Below are 20,602 nucleotides of genomic sequence, written 5' to 3' on the forward strand. Positions count from 1 at the left end.
CTCGCCGCGGGGCCGGGCTCCGTCAGTCGACGGGGTCCGGCACCGCGTGCGGGAGGCGGTGCAGGAGCGAGGCCTCGGCGCGCGCCCGGTCGGCCGCACGCATGCCCCGGTCGTACTCGCGGTCGCGCCGCTCGGCGAGGACCGCGGCGATGAAGCGCTCGGGATGGGTCCCGGGGGGAGGGCCCGGGGCGACGTAGCCCTCGATCTCGGCGGCGAGACGCACCCCGAGCCGTTCGCGGGACGCGGGGTGCAGCGTGGTCGCGCGGCCGAGGAACTGGCGTGCGGAGAGGGCGACGCCGTCTGGCAGGCGCCGGATGTCGGTCCGGGCCGCCCACGCCGCGAGGTCCGGCGGCATGACGAGCGGTGGCAGCGCGCGTTGACCGCCGCGCACCCGCACCGCGTAGGTCCCCGCCACGACGTCGCCGAGGCGCTTGCCCTGCGGGTGGACGAGCGAGGTGATCAGCGCGACGGAGCCCAGCGTGAGCCACAGCTCGCCGACGCCGACGAGCGCCCGGACGACCGCGTGCCGGAAGCGCACGGGACCTCCGTCGTCGCGCACGACGCGGATGCCGGCGGCGAGCTTGCCGAGCGAGCGCCCGCGCGTGAGGGTCTCGACGGCCGTCGGCACGACGACGAGGAGCAGGACCACGCCCGCGATGCCGACGGCTGCACCCGCGGCGTCGTCGAGGCCCTGCCCCAGGGTCCCCATGAGCGTGAGGACCACGGCACCCGCGACGAGCGTGACCGCCAGGTCGACGACGGCGCCGAGCGTGCGCGTCGCGAACGACGCGGGCCGCGCGTCGAGCACGACGCCCTCACCGATGAGGATCTCGTCCGACACGTGCCCTCCCGTCGCGGCCGCGGTCCCGCCCGGGACCGCTGTGGCAGGCTACCGGTCGTGGACCTCGACGCCTTCTCCGCCGTGCACGGTCCGACCTGGCGGAGGCTCGACGAGCTGGCGCGGCGTCGCCGGCTGTCGGGTGCGGAGGGCGACGAGCTCGTGCGCCTCTACCAGGAGGTCGCCACCCACCTGTCGGCCGTGCGCTCGGCCGCGCCCGACCCCGCGACGGTGTCGCACCTCTCGGACGTCCTCGGCCGCGCGCGCGCGGCGATCGGGGGAGCGCACGAGCCGTCGTGGCGGGACGTGACGCACTTCCTCGCGCGCGCCCTGCCCGCCGCGCTCTACCGGATCCGGTGGTGGACGGTGGCCGTCACGCTCGCCTTCTGCGTGGTCGCCGTCGTCGCCGGGTTCCACGTCGCCCTGACGCCCGAGGCGCAGGCGGCCATGGGGACGCCGGCCGAGCTCCGCGCGTACGCCGAGGAGCAGTTCGCGGCGTACTACAGCACGTACGACTCGAGCAGCTTCGCCGCGCAGGTGTGGACGAACAACGCGTGGATCGCGGCCCAGTGCGTCGCCTTCGGGATCAGCGGCGTGTGGCCCGTGTGGGTCCTGTTCCAGAACGCCGTGGGCGTGGGCGCGGCGGGCGGCGTCATGGCGCTGCACGGCGGGCTCGCGGAGTTCTTCCAGCTGATCCTCCCGCACGGCCTCATGGAGCTCACCGCGATCTTCGTCGCGGGGGCAGCCGGCCTGCGCATCTTCTGGTCCGTCGTCGACCCGCAGGGCCGCCCGCGGGGCCGCGCCGTCGCGGAGGAGGGGCGCGCGCTCATCACGGTCGCGCTCGGCCTGGTCGGCGTGCTCGGCGTCTCCGGGCTGGTCGAGGGCTTCGTGACGCCGTCGGACCTCCCGTGGTGGCTCAAGATCGCCATCGGCGCCGTCGTCCTCGCGGCCTTCTGGGTCTACGTCCTGGTGGTCGGTCGCCGGGCGTACGCCGACGGCGAGTCGGGCGACCTGCGCCGCGGTGAGACCGCGGACGTCCTCCCCGTCGCGGCCTGACCTGGCAGCGGCTCAGAGCCGCCCGGCCGCCTTCAGGGCGAGATAGGTGTCGGCGAGCCGCGGTGCGAGGTCGTCCGGCAGCGCGTCGACGACCTCGACGCCCCGCTGGCGCAGGCGGACGCTGACCGCGGCCCGCTCGAGGTCGGTGCGCTCTGCCGCCGCGGCGTCGTAGACCTCGGTCGCGTCGCCGCGGCGCGTGCGCATGGCCGCGACCTCCGGGTCCGCCACCGACGCGAGGACGACGGTGTGGTCGCCCGCGAGCGGTCCGACGACCGGCAGGACGCCGCTCTCGACGGCCGCGGGCTCGAGCGAGGTGAGGAGCACCACGAGTGCGCGCTGGGAGAGCCGCTGCCGGACGGCCGACACGACGCCGGGCCAGTCCGTCTCGACGAGCGCCGGCTCCACGGCCGCGAGCGCGTCGGCGAGGGCCGGCAGGAGCCGGGGGCCGTGGGCGCCCGCGACCTGCGCGCGCAGCCGTCGGTCGTAGGCGATCAGGTCGACCCGGTCACCCGCGCGCGCCGCGAGGGCCGACAGCAGGAGCGCCGCCTCGATCGACGCGTCGACCCGCGGCACGTCGCCGATCCTCGCCGCGGACGTGCGTGACGTGTCGAGCACGACGAGGACCCGCCGGTCGCGCTCGGGGCGCCACGTGCGCACCACCACCTCCGAGCGCCGCGCGGTCGCGCGCCAGTCGATCGAGCGCACGTCGTCGCCGATCACGTACTCGCGCAGCGAGTCGAACTCGGTCCCGGCGCCGCGGATCTGCACGGCCGTGCGGCCGTCCATCTCGCGCAGCCGCGCGAGGCGGCTCGGCAGGTGCCGACGCGACGCGAACTCCGGCAGCACCCGCAGCCGCCCGGGCACGTCGAGCGACACCTGGCGAGCCGCGAGTCGGAGCGGCCCGTAGGACCGGACGGTGACCCGGTCGGCGAGCCGGTCGCCGCGCCGCGTGGGTCGCAGGCGCGTCACGAGCCGACGCGCCTCGCCGGGCGGCAGGTCGACCTCGTGCCGGTTGGGGCCCGTGCCCGCGGACGGCTGCCACGCGTCACGGACCGTCGCCCGCAGGCGCCGGCGTGAGCGGTTGGTCAGCGTGAGCGTCGAGCTGCTCGTGTCGGTCAGCCGGACCGAGCGCGGGACCGTCCGCTGGACGGCGACCTCGCGCGGCGACGCGGCGAGCGCGACGTCGGTGCCGCACGCGAGCACGACGAGGAGCGCCCACAGCAGGACCGTGGCCGTCGTCGGCAGGAGCACGACCACGACCAGGCCCGCTGCGGCGAGCGCGGCTGCGCGCCAGGTGAGCGCCATGCGTCAGCGCGGCACGGGGACGGCGCCGAGGACCGTGTCGAGCACGCTCTCGGTGGTCACGCCCTCGAGCTCCGCCTCGGCGCGCAGCTGGACCCGGTGCCTCAGGGTGGGGTGGGCGAGCGCCTTGACATCGTCGGGTGTCACGTAGCCGCGGCCCGAGAGCCACGCCCAGGCGCGCGCGGTCGTCAGGAGCGCGGTCGCACCGCGCGGCGAGACGCCGAGCGCGAGCGACGGCGACTGCCGCGTCGCACGGCACACGTCGACCGCGTAGCCGAGCACCTCCGGCGCCACCTGCACCTGCGCCACCTCCGCGCGCGCACGCGCCAGCTGTGCCGCGTCCGTCACGGGACGGACACCCGCGGCGGCGAGGTCGCGCGGGTCGAAGCCGAGCGCGTGGCGCCGGAGCACCTCGATCTCGTGGTCCCGCTCGGGCAGGGGGAGCGTGAGCTTGAGCAGGAAGCGGTCGAGCTGGGCCTCGGGCAGCGGGTACGTCCCCTCGTACTCGACCGGGTTCTGCGTCGCGATGACGAGGAACGGGTCGGGCAGCGGACGCGGGGTGCCGTCGACCGACACCTGCCGCTCCTCCATCGCCTCCAGGAGTGACGCCTGCGTCTTGGGGGGCGTCCGGTTGATCTCGTCGGCGAGCAGGAGGTTGGTGAAGACCGGACCCTCGCGGAACGAGAACTGCGCGGTGCGCGCGTCGTAGACGAGCGAGCCGGTGACGTCGCCTGGCATGAGGTCGGGCGTGAACTGGACGCGCTTGGTGTCCAGCGCGAGCGCGGTGCTGAGCGTCCGGACGAGGAGGGTCTTGGCGACACCCGGGACGCCCTCGAGCAGCACGTGGCCCCGGCACAGGAGCGCGATGACGAGCCCCGTCACCGCCGCGTCCTGCCCGACGACGGCCTTGCCCACCTCGGCCCGCAGCGCGCCGAGCGCGTCGCGGAGCTCGGTCGACGGCCGGAAGCCGTGCGCGGGGACGTGGCGGTCCGCCGACGCACCGGTCGGTGCCGTCGTCGGTGCGGCGTTCGGGGCGGCCGTCGGTGCGGCCGGCGGTGCTGCCGCAGGCGTGCCGACCGGCGGTGTCGGCGTCGTCGGCGGGGTCGCGGGCGGCGCCGGGGGTCCGGGCGGTCCGGGTGGCTGCTGCCAGGTGGGTCCGGTCACGTGCGATGAACCTCGCTCTCGAGCTCGTCCAGCTGTCGGGCCAGGCGCAGCAGCCCGGCGTCGTCGGTGGGTGGTGGTCCGTACAGGAGGGCGGTGACCTGCTCGGCGGGACGTCGGGTCGCCCGCGCGACGGCGTCCACGACGTCGGTCGCGCCGGCCGAGCGCGGGAGGCCGAGCCGGCCTGCGGCGCGGCGTGCGGTCCCGGCCCGCAGCGCGGCTGCGGCGTGGCCGCGGGACCGGGCGCGGCGGTACAGCCGGGCACGTCCCTCGGTCGCCTCCGCGGCGCGCACGGTCACGGGGAGCGGCTCGGTGACGAGCCGACCCAGTCGCCGCGCACGCCACAGCGCGACGACGGCGAGCACGAGGCCCAGCTGGGCGGCGACGGGGCCCACCCACGGCGGCAGCAGCGCGAACGGGTCGGTCGCGGACTCGCCGGTGTCGGTCGCGCTCGGCAGGTACCACACGAGCTCGTCGTTCCGGCCGAGCAGGTGCAGTGCGAGGGCGGCGTTGCCCTCGTCGGCGACGTAGCGGTTGGTGAGCACGGAGCCGTCGGACACGAGGGTCACGCGGGCCCCGTCGACCGTCGCACTCGCGACGCCACCGGCGCCGTCCGAGCCGGTGAAGCACACGGACGCGGCGTCCGTCACGGCGACGTACGGCCCGCCCGAGGTCGTGAGCGTCCCGGCCGCTCGTGCCGCCGGGTCGTCGCAGCGCGGCTCGACGGTGGTCGACGCGGACCACACCACGTCGACGGCGCCCCCGGTCAGCACGGGGACGTGCCAGTCGTCGGGGCTCACGACCACGAGGTCGGCACCCGTTCCGCGCACCCGCTCGACCTGCTCGTCGGACAGGTACCAGGTGCTCGACACCAGCAGCGTCACGCCCGGGCCGGCGGCGCGTGCCGCGTCGGCCGTCGTCGACACCGGGGTGATCGTCACGCCCTGGCCGGTGAGGACCTGCGCGACGGCGCGCGCGCCGTCCGCCTCGGGGTTGTCGTGCCCGAGCGGGTCGGTCGACGTCCTGGGCTCGAGGACCGACGCGAGGGCGGCCGCGACCAGCACCCCGAGGAGGACCACGAGCGGCCAGCGTGCGCGCCGCCAGCGCGAGCGCGCGCGCCCGCGCGCCGTGGTGCCGTCACCGAGGACGGCGCCCGGCGCGACGTCGGGAGCGACGGTGGCCGGGGTACCCGTCGGCGGGACCGGGCGCCCCGCCGTCGTGGGCGCGCTCATGCGTCGACCTCGACGGTCGCCGCGGGCACGTCGGTCGGGGCCGGCCGCTCCTCGGCGACGCGGCGGTCGAGCCCGCGCAGCCACGCGTCGTCGTCGGCGTCGGCCTCCGCGTCGCCGTACGCGACGTCGTCGAACAGCGTCGCCGCGCGGGCGAGGTCCGCTGCCACGCCCGGCAGCCGTGCGCCGGCCTCGACGCCGGCCTCGTGGGCCGTCCGGCCCGGGCGCTCGTCGAGCACCGCGCGCTCCTCGAGCGACCGGAGCACCGCCCGGAAGCGCTCGAGGACCGCCTCGGACCACCGGCCGCGCGCCGCGAGGGCGTCGGCGGCGGCCCGGAGCTCGGCGGCCGTGCGCGTGTCGTCGCCGAAGACCTCGACCGACGCACGGGCGCGCCGCGCGCGCCGCACGGGCCCGGCGACGACGAGGGCGACGACCGCGCCGACGACGACGATCGCGCCCACGACGAGCGCGGCCGTCCGCACGTCGAGGTTGCCCGACGCGGTCCGGAGGTCCTCGAGCAGCTCGGAGACCCAGCGGAGGACGGCGTCCAGGAGGCTCGGGGGCTCGTGGTAGATCGGGTCGGCGAGCTCGTCCTCGAGCCAGCGGCGGGCGGTGTCGGCGTCGGGATCGACCGGCACGTCGGACGGCAGGTGCAGCAGGAGCGCCCCCACGACGGACGAGGGCGTCACCTGGTGCCCGTCCGGCCCGCCCCGGCCTCCGCGGCCGCCTCCGCCGCGCGGGCGAGCTCGACGTCGAGCCCCTCGCGGCGGATCCGCAGGTCGATGTAGAGCAGCGCGACCACGGAGGCGATGAACACCGTCGTGATCGTCTGGGCGATCCCCGTGCCGATCGTCGTCACGAAGATGTAGCCGGCCGACGTCGGGTCCGGGAACACCAGCAGCGAGATCACCGCGGCAGGGACGGCGACGATCTGCGTCACGAGGCCGACGACGACGGTCGCCAGCAGGTAGATGCCGAGCAGCCGCCAGAAGCTCCCGCGCGTGAGCCGCCACGCGCGCTTGACGGTGTCGACCACGCCGGCCCCCTCGAGGACCAGCGCGGGCGGTACCAGCAGGAGCCGGATGCTCAGCCACACCGCGACGACGACGCCGACGAGCCCGCCGAGCAGGCCGACGGCGATCGCGGCACCCACGGCGTCGCTGGTGGCCAGCAGCACGACGGCGCCCACGACGATGCCGACGACCAGCAGGATCGCCACCTGGCTCACGACCGTGAAGCCGAGCAGGACCCAGACGCGGCGTCCGTAGCGCGACCAGAGCTCGCCGACGGTCACCTTCTGCCCGATGACCGCGCGGCTCACGGCGGCCGTCAGGAGCCCGGTGAGGATCGCGGTCGAGACGAGGTACCAGGGGACCGCGCCGACGGTCGCGAGCGACGAGGCGAGGGAGTCGGTCAGCCCGATGTCGCCCGAGGGGTCGAGGAACGCACCGGTCCCCGCGAGGCTCCGGCTGATCGAGGGGATGACGAGGTACTGGGTCAGCCCGCTCAGCACGCTCGCGGTGAGCACGACGAGGGCCGCGAAGCCGAACATCACGCCCGGGTTGGCGCGGACGGAGCGGAAGGCGCCGTCGAAGATCTCGGCGAGCCCGAGGGGGCGTAGCGGGACGATCCCGCGCTGGACGGGGACGGGCACGTAGCCCGCGGGGGCGCCCGGGGCTCCGTACTGGGGTGCTCCGTACTGGGGTGCTCCGTACTGGGGTGCGCCGTACCCCTGGGGCGGTGCTCCGTACTGGGGTGCGCCGTACTGCGGTGCGCCGTACCCCTGGGGCGGTGCGCCGTACTGAGGTGCGCCGTACTGAGGTGCCCCGTGCTGAGGTGCGCCGTGCTGCGGCGCGGGCGCCTGCGGCACGGCGGGCCCGGCGGCGGCGTCGGCTCCCTGCGGGGGCTGCCCGTAGGTGGGCTGCCCGTAGGTGGGCGCGCCGTACGTGGGAGCCCCGTACGTGGGAGCGCCGTACGTCGGCTGGGCGTCGCCGGCCTGGCCGTACCCGGGCCGTCCGTGCTCGCCGGTGCCGTACCCACCCTGGCCGTACCCCACCTGGCCGTAGGGCGACGCGTCGCCGCCCCAGCCCGCGGGCGGCTGCGGAGCCGCCGGGGCACCCTCGGGGCGCTCGCCCTGCGGGTTCTCGGGGTGCTCGGGTCCGCTCACGGGTGCTCTCCTGACGACGCACGGCGGCGGCGAGGGTCCGCCGTCGCGCGCCCCATCGTGCCACGCTGACGTGCGCGTCCGGGGGACGCGCGGCGGCCCGTTCGCGCGGCGTGCACGCCGCTGACCTCCGGGATGACACCATGGGGCCATGAAGGGTCGCATCCTCGTGGTCGACGACGACGTCGCACTGGCCGAGATGATCGGGATCGTCCTCCGCTCGGAGGGCTTCGAGCCGTTGTTCTGCGACCACGGCGACGAGGCGCTGGGCGCCTTCCGAGCAGGTCAGCCGGACCTGGTGCTCCTCGACCTCATGCTCCCCGGCAAGGACGGGACGGAGATCTGCCGCCTGATCCGGGCCGAGTCCGGTGTGCCGATCGTCATGCTCACGGCGAAGAGCGACACCGTCGACGTCGTCCTCGGCCTCGAGTCGGGCGCGGACGACTACATCCCCAAGCCGTTCAAGCCCAAGGAGCTCATCGCCCGCGTCCGCGCACGGCTGCGCCGCACGGACGAGCCGACTCCCGAGCACCTGACCATCGGTGACCTGCAGATCGACGTCACGGGGCACCGCGTGACGCGCGACGGCCACGTCATCCCGCTGACCCCGCTGGAGTTCGACCTCCTGGTGGCCCTGGCCCGCAAGCCGTGGCAGGTGTTCACGCGCGAGGTCCTCCTCGAGCGCGTGTGGGGCTACCGGCACGCCGCGGACACCCGGCTGGTGAACGTCCACGTCCAGCGTCTGCGCTCCAAGATCGAGCACGACCCGGAGCACCCCGAGATCGTCGTGACCGTCCGCGGCGTCGGCTACAAGGCGGGCACCGGGCCGTCGTGACCGGGTGGTCGCCGTGACGGGCCCCGCGGCGCCCACCGGGCGGGGCGCCCCGGCGGGGCGGGTGGAGCGGCTCGCGGCTGCCGCCGAGCGTCGCGCGTCGGCCGCCGTGCACCGCTGGCGCTCGTCGCTCCAGCTGAGGGTCGTCACGTCCGCACTCGCGGCCGGCATGGTCGCCGTCGGGCTGCTCGGCGTGTACGTCTCGGACCGCATCGCGGACGGCCTGTTCGAGCAGCGGCGCGAGGAGGTGCTGCAGGAGAGCGCGCGCGCGACGCAGCAGGCGCAGGCGACGTTCGCGGCCTCGACCGCCTCGACCGGTCCCGAGCTCCAGACGCTGTTCTACGACCTCGTCCCCGCGCTGCAGACCGGCGGCTCGGGCAGCCGCGAGGTCTTCCTGCGCAGGTCACCCGGGGACCTCCCGCCGCTCCTCGTCAACGACGTCTCGACCGACCCGGCGCTGGGTGGGCTCATCACGCCGGACCTCCGGCAGGCCGTGCGGTCGGACGAGAGCCAGCGCTGGGTCTCGGTCGGCATCCCCCTCGGCGACGGCACGCTCGCCCCGGGGCTCCTGATCGGGTCCGCCGTCGAGGTGCCCGCCGCCGGGGACTACGAGCTGTACTTCCTGTACGACCTCGCGGCCGAGCAGGGCACCCTCGAGTTCGTCCAGCGCACCCTCGCGCTCGCCGGCGTGGGCGTCGTCGCCGCGCTCGGGGCCCTCACGTGGCTCATGACACGCCAGACGGTCCAGCCCGTCCGCAGTGCGGCGCGGGTCGCGGAGCGGCTCGCGGACGGCCACCTCGCGGAGCGGATGCCGGTGCGCGGGGCCGACGAGATGGCGACCCTGGCCCGCTCGTTCAACGAGATGGCCGAGAGCCTCCAGGACCAGATCATCCGCATGGAGGACCTCTCGCACCTGCAGCGGCGGTTCGTCTCGGACGTGTCGCACGAGCTGCGCACACCCCTGACGACCATCCGCATGGCCGCGGAGGTCATCCACGCGTCGCGCGACGAGCTCGACCCCGCCGCCCGACGCTCGGCCGAGCTCCTGCGGACCCAGCTCGACCGGTTCGAGGCGCTCCTGGCGGACCTGCTCGAGATCTCGCGCTTCGACGCGGGCGCCGCGGTGCTCGACGCCGAGCGGCGCGACGTCCGCGACGTCGTGACCTCCGCCGTCGAGGCGGCAGCCCCCATCGCCGAGAGGCGCGGGGTGTGGCTGACCGTCGAGCTCCCCGAGGAGCCCGCGCACGCCGACATCGACCCGCGCCGCGTCGAGCGCATCCTGCGCAACCTGCTCGTCAACGCGGTCGAGCACGCCGACGGCCACCCGGTCGAGGTCCAGGTCGCGGGCGACCAGCGCGCGCTCGCCGTGACGGTCCGCGACCACGGCGTCGGCATGACCGAGGAGGAGAGCGCGCACGTCTTCGACCGCTTCTGGCGGGCCGACCCGGCGCGCGCCCGGACGACGGGCGGGACGGGGCTCGGCCTCGCCATCTCGATCGAGGACGCGCACCTGCACGGCGGCTGGCTCGAGGCGTGGGGGCGTCCGGGCCGCGGCGCGTGCTTCCGTCTCACGCTCCCGCGCCGTGCCGGCATCACGCTCACGTCGTCACCGCTCCCTCTCGTACCCGACGACGGGGACCTGCCGACCCCCGCGCCGCCCGTCGCGCCGCGTCCGCGCGAGCTGGACCCGGCTGCGCTGCCCGACCTGGACCGGCTGGAGGCCTGATGACCGCGCGCCCCCGGACCCGACCGGACGCCTCACCGGTGCGCCGCCGCACGCGGGCCGCCGCGGTCGCCGTCGTCGCGCTGCTGGCCCTCGCCGGCTGCGTCGGCATCCCGACGTCGGGACCGATCGGGACGGGCGAGGCGGTGCTGACCGAGCCCGGCTCCGCGATCCCGCTCGCGAACGACCCCGAGCCCGACGCGACACCGGTGGAGCTCGTCAACGGGTTCCTCCGGGCCGTCGACGCGGGCCTGTACGACGAGTTCGCGGTCGCGCGGAAGTTCCTCAGCCGCGCGGCGTCGACGGAGTGGGACCCGCGGGCCCGTGTGGTCGTCTACCAGGGCAGGGGGCCCGAGATCACGGCCGAGCCCGACGGCGCCGTCGTCGTCTCGGTCCCGGTCGCGGCGACCGTCGACAGCACGGGGCACTTCGTCGAGGCGGGGCCGTCGGCGCGCGAGGAGGTCGCGTTCGAGCTGCGCCGCGACGGCGCGGGCCAGTGGCGCATCTCGCAGCTCGACGACGGCGTCCTGATCTCCGCGCCGACGTTCGAGCAGCTCTACCGGCAGACGCCCGTGTACTTCGCGAGCGCCGACCGGACGCACCTGGTCCCCGACGTCCGGTGGTTCCCGACGCGCAACCAGGCGACCTCGGCCGTCGAGGCGCTGCTGGCCGGCCCCTCGGAGTGGCTCCGCGACGCGGTGCTCACCGGTGCGCCGGAGGGTGCGCGGCTGACGACCGCGTCGGTCCCGGTGACCGACGGCGTCGCCCGGGTCGACGTGAGCGCGCAGGCGCAGCTCGCGGGCGCCGCGGACCGGGAGCTGCTGCTCGCACAGCTCGAGGCGACCCTCGGCCGGCTCCCGGGCGTGCTGGTCGACGAGGTGCGGCTCCTCATCGGGGGCGTCGAGGTCGAGACGACGGGCGCCGCGACGCTCGTGCGGGACCCGGGTCCCGCGGACGGGCCGTACGTGCTGTCCGGTGGACGCCTCGCGGTCCTCGAGCAGGGCGGGCTGAGCCCGCTCGAGGACGCCGCCGCCGTGCCGGCGACGGCGAACAGCCCCGCGCTCGGCGCGGACGGGGTGCCGCGCGTCGTCCGCGACGGCACCGACTCGTTGCTGCTCCTGCCGCCCGAGGCGGGCGCCCCGCAGGCGGTCGCGGCCGGAGCGGGGCTCGTCGCGCCGTCGGTCGACCGCTTCGACTGGGTCTGGACCGGCGAGCGCACGCCGGGCGCGTCGCTGCTCGTGGTGAGCCCCGGCGGGGGAGAGGTGCGCGTCGCGGCGGAGTGGCTCGAGGGCCGGACGCTCCAGGCGATCCGGGTGTCGCGCGACGGCACCAGGATCGCCGTCGTGTCCTCCGGCGTCGAGGGCGTCGCGCTCGACGTCGCGGCCGTCGTGCGCGAGGAGGACGGGACCCCCGGCCTGCTGGGTCCCGCGGCCCGCCTCGCGCCCGGTCTGCAGGAGGCGACCGACCTCGCCTGGGTGGACGAGGCGACCCTCGCTGTCCTCGGGCGGACGCAGGCCCAGTCCGCGGCGACCATGCACGTCGTCGTGGTCGGCGGGCGGTCCACCGCGCTGCCGCTCGTCGACGGTGCGGTCGGGGTGGCGGCCGGTCGTGGCGAGCGCGCGCTCTACGTCCGCACGGCGGACGGGACGCTGCACCTGCGGCAGAACCAGACCTGGGCCGTCGTGGCGGAGGACGTGCAGGGGGTCGCGTTCCCCGGCTGAACCGCCTGTGGACGACGCCCGCGGGCGCACCGTCCACGGTTGGCTCGTGCCGTGCCCTGGTCGACCCGCCCGTCCGCGTGGTCGGCCTCGAGCCCGCAGCCCTCGGCCTCGTCGTCCGGCGCGCAGGCGGGCCGGCAGGCCGGTGCGGTCCGAGCGCTCGCCGACCTCGCGCGGCTCGTCGTCCCCGTCGAGTGCCCGGGGTGCGGCCGGCTCGACGTCCGTCTGTGCGGTGCGTGCCTCGCGTCGTTCGACGGGCCGGTCCGCCGCGTCGAGGGTTCCGCGCCCCGCCTGGACCGGCTGGTCGGGCCGGGGCCCCTCCCGGTGTGGGCACCCGCCGCGTACGCAGGTCCGGTGCGCGGCGTGGTCACCGCGTGGAAGGACCACGGGCGGGCGGACCTGACCGCCCCGCTCTCCGGGGTCGTGCGTCGCGCGGCGCGCGGGACGGCGTCGGTCCTGGCCGAGGTGACGGGGGGTGAGCGGCTCGCGGTGGTCCCGGTGCCCACGCGTGCCTCCGCGCGGCGCCGGCGCGGGGACGACCTCGTCCTGCGGCTCGCGGGGGCGTGCGTCGAGGGGCTGCGTGACGGGGGCGTCGACGCCGTCGTCGTCCGAGCGCTCGCGGTCGTGCGCCGTCGGGCCGACCAGGCGGGCCTCGGTGCGCGGGCCCGCGGCGGCGTCGCGGGCTCGCTCGCGGTGCGCCGCGGCAGGGCCGCTCGGGCCCCGCTCGGCTGGGTGCTCGTCGTCGACGACGTGCTCACGACCGGCGGCACGGTGGCGGCCGCGTCCGACGCCGTGGTCCTCGCCGGAGGGGTCCCGCTGGGTGCTCTCGTGCTCGCCGCGACACCACCACCCGGTCGGCGGACGTCTGCGTTCCCGCAAACGCGCGAGGGAGGCTAACGTCAGGTCATGGAGCTGCTCCTCCGGTCCCGTCGGGGGGGACGGGTGGGCCTTCCGGGCCCCCGGGAGCAGGATCTCCGCGGGAGGAGGTGGTGCCCGCCGTCCGCCCCTCGAGGGTGAGCACAGCAGTCCACCGGACGGCCGCCGGGCCGTCCCACTTCCCAGGAGGTCACCATGGAGATCGTCGTCGTCGGCCGTCACACGGACGTGTCCGACCGCTTCCGCCGTCACGCCGAGGGCAAGCTCACCAAGGTCCAGCAGCTCGCCCCGCGCGCGCAGCGCGTCGACGTCGAGCTGACGCACGAGCGCAACCCGCGGCAGTCGGACGTGTCGGAGCGCATCGAGCTCACCGTCCGCGGGAAGGGTCCCGTGGTGCGCGCCGAGGCCTCCGCGGACGACGAGTACGCCGCGTTCGAGCTCGCGGCGACCAAGCTGATCGAACGGCTCCGCCGAGCGCGTGACCGCCACAAGGACCACCGCAAGAACGGCACGACGGCACCCGAGGACGTGGTCGACGTCGCCGTCCCCGAGCCCGAGCCCGCTCCGGCGGAGCCCGCGCCGCAGCCCACGGTCGACGGCGACGCCGTCGAGACGCCGTGGGGCGACTCGCCCGTCGTCATCCGCGAGAAGCTGCACCGCGCCGAGCCCATGACGCTCGACGACGCGCTGTACGAGATGGAGATGGTGGGCCACGACTTCTACCTCTTCATCGACGCCGAGACCGCGCTGCCGTCGGTGGCCTACCGCCGCCGCGGCTGGAGCTACGGGGTCATCCGGCTCGACGCACCCGTGAGGTCCGCTGCGGCCGTGTGATCGCCGCGGGCGCACCGCCCGGGGCCGGTCGGGGGTCGGTCCCGGGCGCTGACGACGTGTCGGTGGGGGGCGCGAGGATGGGCGGCATGCCCGCCTCGCGCCCCTCGCCCGTCAGGACGGCGTCGTCCGTCGCACCGCGCACGACGGCGACGTTGTCGCTGGCCCAGGCCCGTCGCGTCGCGCTGCGCGCCCAGGGCCTCGACCGCCCGCGACGCACCGGCGGGACGGTGACGATGCGTCACCTCGAGGCGCTCGTCGAGCGGCTCGGCCTCCTGCAGATCGACTCGGTCAACGTGCTCGCGCGCGCGCACCTCGTGCCCGTCTTCTCCCGGCTCGGCCCGTACGACGCGGGCCTCGTGCCGCGAGCGGCGGGCGTCGCGCCACGGCGGCTCGTCGAGGCCTGGGCGCACCAGGCGTCCTACGTCCCGCCGCGCACGTACCGGCTGCTCGGCTGGCGTCAGCGCGCCTACCTCGAGGAGTCCTGGGGCATGATCGCCGACGTCCCGCTGCGCCACGCGGCCGTCGTCGCCGAGGTGCTGGACCTCGTGCGCGCGCGTGGCCCCGTGACGGCGCGCGAGGTGCACGCGGTGCTCGAGCACGCGCACCCCCACGTGCGGGAGGGGTGGTGGAGCTGGAGCGTGGCCAAGCGGGTCCTCGAGTTCCTCTTCTTCACCGGCCAGGTGACGGCGGCGAGCCGCAACGCGGCGTTCGAGCGCTGCTACGACCTCACCGAGCGCGTCCTGCCGCCCGAGGTGCTCGCGATGCCCGAGCCCTCCGACGCGGACGCGGTGCGCGAGCTCGTCGAGATCGGTGCGCGTGCCCACGGGATCGGGACGGTGCGCTGCTTCGCCGACTACTTCCGCGTCCGGGGCCCCGCGGTCCGCCGCGCGGTCGACGAGCTCGTCGAGTCCGGGACCCTGGTCCCCGTCGAGGTCGAGGGGTGGGCCCGGCCCACGTACCTCCACCGCGACGCGACGACGGCCCGGCGCGCCGAGGGGCGCGCGCTCCTCAGCCCGTTCGACCCGCTCGTCTTCGAGCGCAGCCGCCTCGAGGCGCTCTTCGACGTGCGCTACCGCATCGAGATCTACGTCCCCGCCCCGCAGCGGACCTACGGGTACTACGTCCTCCCGTTCCTCCTGGGGGACCGGTTCGCCGCCCGCGTCGACCTCAAGGCGGACCGGGCGGCCCGGCGGCTCCTGGTCCCGGGGGCGTTCGCCGAGGACGCCTCCCCGGCGACGACGGTCGACGAGCTGGTCGACGAGCTCCGCCTTCTCGCGACCTGGCTCGACCTCGACGACGTCGTCGTGCCGGCCGACGCGCGCGGTGACCTGGCGCCCGCGCTGCGCGGCGAGCTCGCGCGGTGACACGTCGTGCGTCGGCCGGCGGACCCGGCCGCGCGGCATGGCGCGGCCGCGGACGCCCCTCGCCTACGATGGACGTTGGTCTGCGCTGACCGCCCGGGTGCGACCCGTGCCCGCCAGCGCCACACGCGTCCCCGCGCCCGGCGGGGCCGCCGAACACGTCTGGAGCACCGCGTGCCGTCGTTCGTCGACAAGGTCCTGCGCATGGGCGAGGGCCGGATCCTCAAGAAGCTCGCCGGGGTGGCCGACCAGGTCAACGCCCTCGAGGACTCGTTCACCGCGCTGTCCGACGCGGAGCTGCGCGAGGAGACGGACCGCTTCAAGGCGCGGCTCGCCGACGGCGCGACCACCGACGAGCTCATGCCGGAGGCGTTCGCCGCGGTGCGCGAGGCCGCACGCCGGACGCTCGGTCAGCGTCACTTCGACGTCCAGCTCATGGGCGGCGCCGCGCTGCACATGGGCAACATCGCCGAGATGCGGACGGGTGAGGGCAAGACGCTCGTCGCCACCGCGCCGGCCTACCTCAACGCCCTCACGGGCAAGGGTGTGCACGTCGTCACGGTCAACGACTACCTCGCGGGGTACCAGAGCGACCTCATGGGCCGGGTGTTCCGCTTCCTCGGCCTGACGACGGGCTGCATCCTCTCCGGGCAGCGTCCGGAGGAGCGTCGCGAGCAGTACGCGGCCGACATCACGTACGGCACGAACAACGAGTTCGGCTTCGACTACCTGCGCGACAACATGGCGTGGCGCCCCGACGAGCTCGTCCAGCGCGGGCACCACTTCGCGATCGTCGACGAGGTGGACTCCATCCTCATCGACGAGGCCCGGACGCCGCTCATCATCTCGGGACCCGCGTCGGGTGACGCCAACAAGTGGTACGCCGAGTTCGCGAAGGTGGCTCGCCGCCTGCAGCCCGAGGTCGACTACGAGGTCGACGAGAAGAAGCGCACGATCGGTGTCCTGGAGCCCGGGATCGCCAAGGTCGAGGACTACCTCGGGATCGACAACCTCTACGAGTCCCTCAACACGCCGCTCATCGGCTTCCTCAACAACGCGATCAAGGCGAAGGAGCTCTTCAAGCGCGACAAGGACTACGTCGTCATGAACGGCGAGGTCCTCATCGTCGACGAGCACACCGGCCGCATGCTGCCCGGGCGCCGCTACAACGAGGGCATGCACCAGGCGATCGAGGCGAAGGAGGGCGTCGCGATCAAGGCGGAGAACCAGACGCTCGCCACGATCACGCTCCAGAACTACTTCCGCCTCTACGACAAGCTCGGCGGCATGACCGGCACCGCCGCGACGGAGGCCGCCGAGTTCCAGGCGACGTACGGCCTGGGCGTCATCCCGATCCCGACCAACCGGCCGATGCAGCGCATCGACGGCAAGGACCTCGTCTACAAGAACGAGGAGGGGAAGTTCGCGGCCGTCGTCGCGGACATCGTCGAGCGGCACGCCGCGGGCCAGCCGGTGCTCGTCGGCACGACGAGCGTCGAGAAGAGCGAGCTGCTCTCGCGCCTGCTGCGCAAGCAGGGGGTCCCGCACGAGGTCCTCAACGCCAAGCAGCACGCGCGCGAGGCGTCGATCGTCGCGCAGGCGGGTCGCAAGGGTGCCGTCACGGTCGCGACCAACATGGCCGGCCGCGGCACCGACATCATGCTCGGCGGCAACGCCGAGTTCATGGCCGTCGCCGACCTCGCGGCGCGGGGGCTCGACCCGGCCGAGCAGGCGGAGGAGTACGAGGCCGCGTGGCCCGACGCGCTCGAGAAGGCCAAGGCCGCCGTCGCGACCGAGCACGAGGAGGTCGTCGCCCTGGGCGGGCTGTACGTGCTGGGCACCGAGCGGCACGAGTCGCGGCGCATCGACAACCAGCTGCGCGGACGGTCAGGCCGTCAGGGCGACCCGGGTGAGTCGCGCTTCTACCTGTCGATGACCGACGACCTCATGCGGCTGTTCAACTCGAGCCTCGCCGAGTCGATGATGACGCGCGCCGGGTTCCCGGACGACATGCCCCTCGAGTCGAAGATGGTCACGCGCGGCATCCAGAGCGCCCAGGCTCAGGTCGAGGCGCGCAACTTCGAGATCCGCAAGAACGTCCTCAAGTACGACGACGTCCTCTCCCGTCAGCGGTCCGTGATCTACGCCGAGCGCCGCCGGGTGCTCGAGGGCGAGGACATGGGCGAGCAGATCCAGCACTTCCTCACCGACGTCGTGACGGGCTACGTCGAGTCGGCCACGGCCGGCGGCACGCCGGAGACGTGGGACCTCGAGGGCCTGTGGACCGCGCTCAAGGCGGTCTACCCGGTCTCGATCGCGGTCGACGAGGTCGTCGACCAGGCCGGCGGGGCGACGCGCGTGACGCGACAGCTGCTGCTCGAGGAGCTGCTGTCCGACGCACGCCACGCGTACCAGACGCGTGAGGAGCAGCTCGGCTCGGACGCGATGCGTCAGCTCGAGCGCCGCGTCGTGCTGTCGGTGCTCGACCGCAAGTGGCGCGAGCACCTGTACGAGATGGACTACCTCAAGGAGGGCATCGGCCTGCGGGCGATGGCCCAGCGAGACCCGCTCGTGGAGTACCAGCGCGAGGGGTACCAGCTGTTCGCCGCCATGACCGAGGCGATCAAGGAGGAGTCGATCAGCTACCTCTTCAACCTCGAGGTCAAGGTCGCCGAGGCGCCGGCCGACGGTTCGGCGGCCGCCCCTGCCGGGACCCCGGTGGGTGACGGCGGGACGGCCACGCCGGCTGTCGGGGTCGCCACACCGTCCGCGGGGACGACCACGCCCGCCGCAGGGCGGGCGCCCGCGGAGGAAGCACAGCCCACCGTCGCGGCGGGCGGCACCCAGCCGGCCGAGGCGGACGCGGCGCAGGGGACCGGTGCGGCGGCTCGCCACCCGCGCCCCGCCGGCGCCGTGGCTCCGGTGCTGATCGCGAAGGGCCTCGACGGCCCCGACCGGCAGGCGCCGCTGCAGTACTCGGCCCCGAGCGTCGACGGCGACGCCGCCGTCGTCCGGACGCAGGAGGCGGTCGCGGCCGACAAGGACGGCCAGTCCTTCCCGGGGACGCCGCGCAACGCGCAGTGCCCCTGCGGGTCCGGCAAGAAGTACAAGGTCTGCCACGGCGTGAACGACGCCTGAGGCGGTCCGTCGGGATACGTCCCGGCAGGCCGACGGGGGGCCGGACGCTGCTGCGTCCGGCCCCCGTCGCGTCCCGTCAGCGGGTCTCGAGTGGTCAGCCGATCTCGAGCACCGTCGCGCGCCAGCGCCCGCGGTGCGCCTCGAGGCGGACGGCTGCGGCCCGGACCCGGGTCCCGTCGTGCACGACGACGGAGCCTTCCGCGGTCCGCTCGTCGACGCGGCACACGAGCGTCCGGAGCACCGTGATGCGTCTGCGGGGGCTCCCGTCGGGTGCCGCGGCCGCCGCCGTGAGCCGCTCGTAGAGCTCGGGGCTGACCCAGCGGACCAGCTGTGCGAGCGGCCGTCCGCCCTGGAGGGCCTCGACCGCGGTGAGCACGAGCGGCCCGCAGACCTCCTCGGGGTCGGGCAGGGGAGCGGTGGTCACGGTCCTCCGTGGGTCGTGCGGCCACGCCTCCTCGACCACGGCGGCGCGCAGCGACCGCAGCCGCGGCGGGACGGCGAGTGCGACGTCGGTCGCCGACCGCGCAGCGGGGCGCTCGGTGAGCGGGGGCAGGAGGAGCCGCGGTCGCGTGGCACCCGGGACCGCTCGTAGGGCTCGCCGTGATCGGTCGGCGGCTCCCCGGGTCGCAGGGGCCGGTCGTGCCGTGAGGGCCCCGGCCGGTCGTGCGGGGGTCGTCACGGTCCCGGCAGCGGGGCGCAGGGGCGCCGGCACCGTCCCGGCAGCGGGGCGCGGGGCTGCCGTCACGGTCACCGCGCTCATCGGGCCGCCTCGTCGGACGGGGCCACGAGCACGGTGCCGGGGAGGATGAGGCCCGGGTCGGGGCCGATCCGGTCGGCGTTGGCCTCGTACCAGTGGGGCCAGGCAGCGGCGACGGCGGCGTCGTCGGCGCCCGGCATCGTGGCGGCGGCGATCGACCAGAGCGTGTCGCCGGGCCGGACCACCACCGTGGGGTCGGTGCTCCCGACCGGCGCAGCGCGTCCGGGGTCGGCCTCGGGGCTCGCCGCCCTCGTCGCCGGTGCCGACGAGCCCGGACCCCCGGTCGCCGCTCCCACGTCGCGCGTCGGGCCGGCCGTCGCAGCCGCGTCGGCGGCCGGACCCCTGTGCGAGGGCGCCGGACCGGCCGCCGTGGCTCTCGCCGGCTCGGACGGGGGCGCCGGTGGGACCGCCGTCGACTCGGCGGTCGGCCGGTGCATCGACGCCGCGGGGCCGACCGCCGGCGCCAGCGCGGCCGCCTGTGCTGCCGCGGACTCGGTCGCGGTCACCCCTGTCGTCGTCGTGGCGAGCCAGCCCAGGTCCGTCTCGGACGCGCTGGCGGCCGTCGCGCCCGACATCCCGAGCCCGACCGCGACGCCCACGCCGACCACCCTGCGCAGGACCGCCGGGGTGAGCCGGTGGCCGAGGCTCTCCACGCGTCGCAGGCGGCGCCCCGACGCGCGGGCGAGGGTGCTGACGCACAGTGCGCCCGACCCGAGCGCGAGCACGGACGCGGCGGCGGACGCGACGAGCAGCACGACCGCGACGACGACCTCGTCGACCCGTGCTCCGGGACCTGCGGCCGTCGGAAGGGCCTGCGCAGCGGCTGCCACGAGCCCCGCGGCGAGCGCGAGCGTGCCTGTGGCCAGGGCGAGCGCGCGCAAAGCGGCGCCGGCGGATCGGGTCGTCGTCATGGTGCCCCCTGTAGGCGTTGGATGCAGTTTGGTGTCGTTTGGTGTGTTTCGACGGGCGAAGCCTCTCGCCCGGATCGGCGCGCTGTCCAGGTCGCGTCCGCGCCTGTGGACGACTCGCGTCGTCGGGCGCCCGCCGGGGCCTAGGTTTGGTCCGTGCGATGGGATGCGCTGTTCGCCGACATGGAGGCGCAGCTCGACGCGGTCGCCGCCGCCGACCGCGTCGCCGAGGTCGCCGACAGGACTCGCGCCGAGCGCGCGACCGTCGAGCTGGCCGACCGGCTGCGCTCAGGCCTCGGCCGACCGGTGCTGGTCGCGCTCCGGAACGGGCGCACCGTCGAGGGGTCGCTCGTCGACGTCGGAGCAGCCTGGCTCCTCGTCGCCGACGGTGCCCGGCAGCACCTCGTGCCCGCGTCGGCCGTCGACGCGGTCGAGGGGGCCGACGTCGTCGCGGCGCCGCGAGCGGGGGAGTCGGTGCGCAGGCTCGGCCTGGGTCACGCGCTGCGGGCGCTCGCCCGGGACCGCCGGCTCGTCCAGGTCGAGACCTCCGGGGGCGTGGTGCTCGGCCGGGTCGACACCGTGGGGGCGGACCACCTCGACGTCGGCGTCGCCGACCCGGCGACCTGGAGGCCGACCGGGCGTCGGCGCACCGTCCCGTTCACCGCTCTGCTGCGCGTCGGCGAGGTCTGACCTGGCGCCGACCCC

The 20,602-nt window shown here is 75.7% G+C and carries 17 protein-coding genes and 1 pseudogene; 10 read left to right on the forward strand and 8 right to left on the reverse strand.

The genetic code is table 11. From position 1 onward, the window contains the following. Positions 1-22: 22 nt before the first annotated feature. Positions 23-841, reverse strand: coding sequence for an RDD family protein (locus IEV86_RS13075; RefSeq protein ID WP_043608742.1), 819 nt, complete (start codon positions 839-841; stop codon positions 23-25). 57 nt (positions 842-898) lie between these two features. Here IEV86_RS13075 and IEV86_RS13080 point away from each other — a divergent pair, with 57 nt between their 5' ends. Beyond that, positions 899-1,894, forward strand: a complete 996-nt coding sequence (locus IEV86_RS13080; protein WP_043608745.1) for a stage II sporulation protein M — start codon at positions 899-901, stop codon at positions 1,892-1,894. 12 nt (positions 1,895-1,906) lie between these two features. Here IEV86_RS13080 and IEV86_RS13085 read toward each other — a convergent pair whose 3' ends face one another. From IEV86_RS13085 to IEV86_RS18205, 5 genes are read right to left on the reverse strand one after another with little or no spacing between them, the layout of a single operon-like run. Then, complete coding sequence (locus IEV86_RS13085; protein ID WP_043608748.1) at positions 1,907-3,199, reverse strand: DUF58 domain-containing protein; 1,293 nt, start codon at positions 3,197-3,199, stop codon at positions 1,907-1,909. A 3-nt stretch (positions 3,200-3,202) separates the two neighbouring features. Then, on the reverse strand, positions 3,203-4,360 hold the full coding sequence (locus tag IEV86_RS13090) for an AAA family ATPase (RefSeq protein ID WP_043608750.1): 1,158 nt from the start codon (positions 4,358-4,360) through the stop codon (positions 3,203-3,205). Next, positions 4,357-5,589 (reverse strand): DUF4350 domain-containing protein, encoded by a 1,233-nt coding sequence (locus IEV86_RS13095; protein WP_188484699.1) that lies wholly within the window; start codon positions 5,587-5,589, stop codon positions 4,357-4,359. Before IEV86_RS13095 ends, IEV86_RS13090 begins: the two co-directional genes overlap by 4 nt. Continuing rightward, positions 5,586-6,275, reverse strand: coding sequence for a DUF4129 domain-containing protein (locus IEV86_RS13100; protein WP_229734644.1), 690 nt, complete (start codon positions 6,273-6,275; stop codon positions 5,586-5,588). Before IEV86_RS13100 ends, IEV86_RS13095 begins: the two co-directional genes overlap by 4 nt. Continuing rightward, positions 6,272-7,753, reverse strand: a complete 1,482-nt coding sequence (locus IEV86_RS18205; protein WP_308463448.1) for a DUF7847 domain-containing protein — start codon at positions 7,751-7,753, stop codon at positions 6,272-6,274. The genes IEV86_RS13100 and IEV86_RS18205 overlap by 4 nt, the downstream gene beginning before the upstream one ends. Positions 7,754-7,901: 148 nt before the next feature. On the opposite strand from IEV86_RS18205, the gene mtrA reads away from it, so the two are divergent. The 8 genes and pseudogenes from mtrA (at position 7,902) to IEV86_RS18280 (ending at position 18,232) form a co-directional block, all read left to right on the forward strand. After that, the gene (mtrA, locus tag IEV86_RS13110) at positions 7,902-8,585 is read left to right on the forward strand and encodes an MtrAB system response regulator MtrA (RefSeq protein ID WP_043608583.1); all 684 of its coding nucleotides are present in this window, start codon (positions 7,902-7,904) and stop codon (positions 8,583-8,585) included. A gap of 13 nt (positions 8,586-8,598) precedes the next feature. After that, positions 8,599-10,308: an MtrAB system histidine kinase MtrB gene (gene mtrB / locus IEV86_RS13115; RefSeq protein ID WP_052426439.1), complete on the forward strand. Its 1,710-nt coding sequence runs from the start codon at positions 8,599-8,601 to the stop codon at positions 10,306-10,308. Further along, positions 10,308-12,026 carry an LpqB family beta-propeller domain-containing protein gene (locus IEV86_RS13120; protein WP_043608580.1) on the forward strand — a complete coding sequence of 573 codons (1,719 nt, stop codon included), beginning with the start codon at positions 10,308-10,310 and terminating at the stop codon, positions 12,024-12,026. The genes mtrB and IEV86_RS13120 overlap by 1 nt, the downstream gene beginning before the upstream one ends. Before the next feature lie 51 nt (positions 12,027-12,077). Next, positions 12,078-12,920 (forward strand): ComF family protein, encoded by an 843-nt coding sequence (locus IEV86_RS13125; protein ID WP_188484700.1) that lies wholly within the window; start codon positions 12,078-12,080, stop codon positions 12,918-12,920. A gap of 174 nt (positions 12,921-13,094) precedes the next feature. Then, positions 13,095-13,733 carry a ribosome hibernation-promoting factor, HPF/YfiA family gene (hpf, locus tag IEV86_RS13130; RefSeq protein WP_043608578.1) on the forward strand — a complete coding sequence of 213 codons (639 nt, stop codon included), beginning with the start codon at positions 13,095-13,097 and terminating at the stop codon, positions 13,731-13,733. An 86-nt stretch (positions 13,734-13,819) separates the two neighbouring features. Further along, positions 13,820-15,097 carry a winged helix-turn-helix domain-containing protein gene (locus IEV86_RS13135; protein WP_052426438.1) on the forward strand — a complete coding sequence of 426 codons (1,278 nt, stop codon included), beginning with the start codon at positions 13,820-13,822 and terminating at the stop codon, positions 15,095-15,097. Between the two features lie 201 nt (positions 15,098-15,298). After that, positions 15,299-18,073, forward strand: a pseudogene (secA, locus tag IEV86_RS13140) (preprotein translocase subunit SecA); the annotation flags it as partial. Beyond that, complete coding sequence (locus IEV86_RS18280; RefSeq protein WP_438501609.1) at positions 18,062-18,232, forward strand: SEC-C metal-binding domain-containing protein; 171 nt, start codon at positions 18,062-18,064, stop codon at positions 18,230-18,232. The pseudogene secA and the gene IEV86_RS18280, both read left to right, overlap by 12 nt. A gap of 94 nt (positions 18,233-18,326) precedes the next feature. On the opposite strand, the gene IEV86_RS18235 is transcribed toward IEV86_RS18280, so the two are convergent. Continuing rightward, on the reverse strand, positions 18,327-18,656 hold the full coding sequence (locus IEV86_RS18235; RefSeq protein WP_188484701.1) for an Rv3235 family protein: 330 nt from the start codon (positions 18,654-18,656) through the stop codon (positions 18,327-18,329). Positions 18,657-18,988: 332 nt separating this feature from the next. Next, the gene (locus tag IEV86_RS13150; protein ID WP_188484702.1) at positions 18,989-19,900 is read right to left on the reverse strand and encodes a LysM peptidoglycan-binding domain-containing protein; all 912 of its coding nucleotides are present in this window, start codon (positions 19,898-19,900) and stop codon (positions 18,989-18,991) included. 153 nt (positions 19,901-20,053) lie between these two features. Here IEV86_RS13150 and IEV86_RS13155 point away from each other — a divergent pair, with 153 nt between their 5' ends. After that, positions 20,054-20,587, forward strand: coding sequence for a hypothetical protein (locus IEV86_RS13155; RefSeq protein WP_043608098.1), 534 nt, complete (start codon positions 20,054-20,056; stop codon positions 20,585-20,587). Positions 20,588-20,602 lie beyond the last annotated feature (15 nt).

The sequence above is a fragment of the Cellulomonas carbonis genome (assembly GCF_014636275.1).
Classification (GTDB): Bacteria; Actinomycetota; Actinomycetes; order Actinomycetales; family Cellulomonadaceae; genus Actinotalea; species Actinotalea carbonis.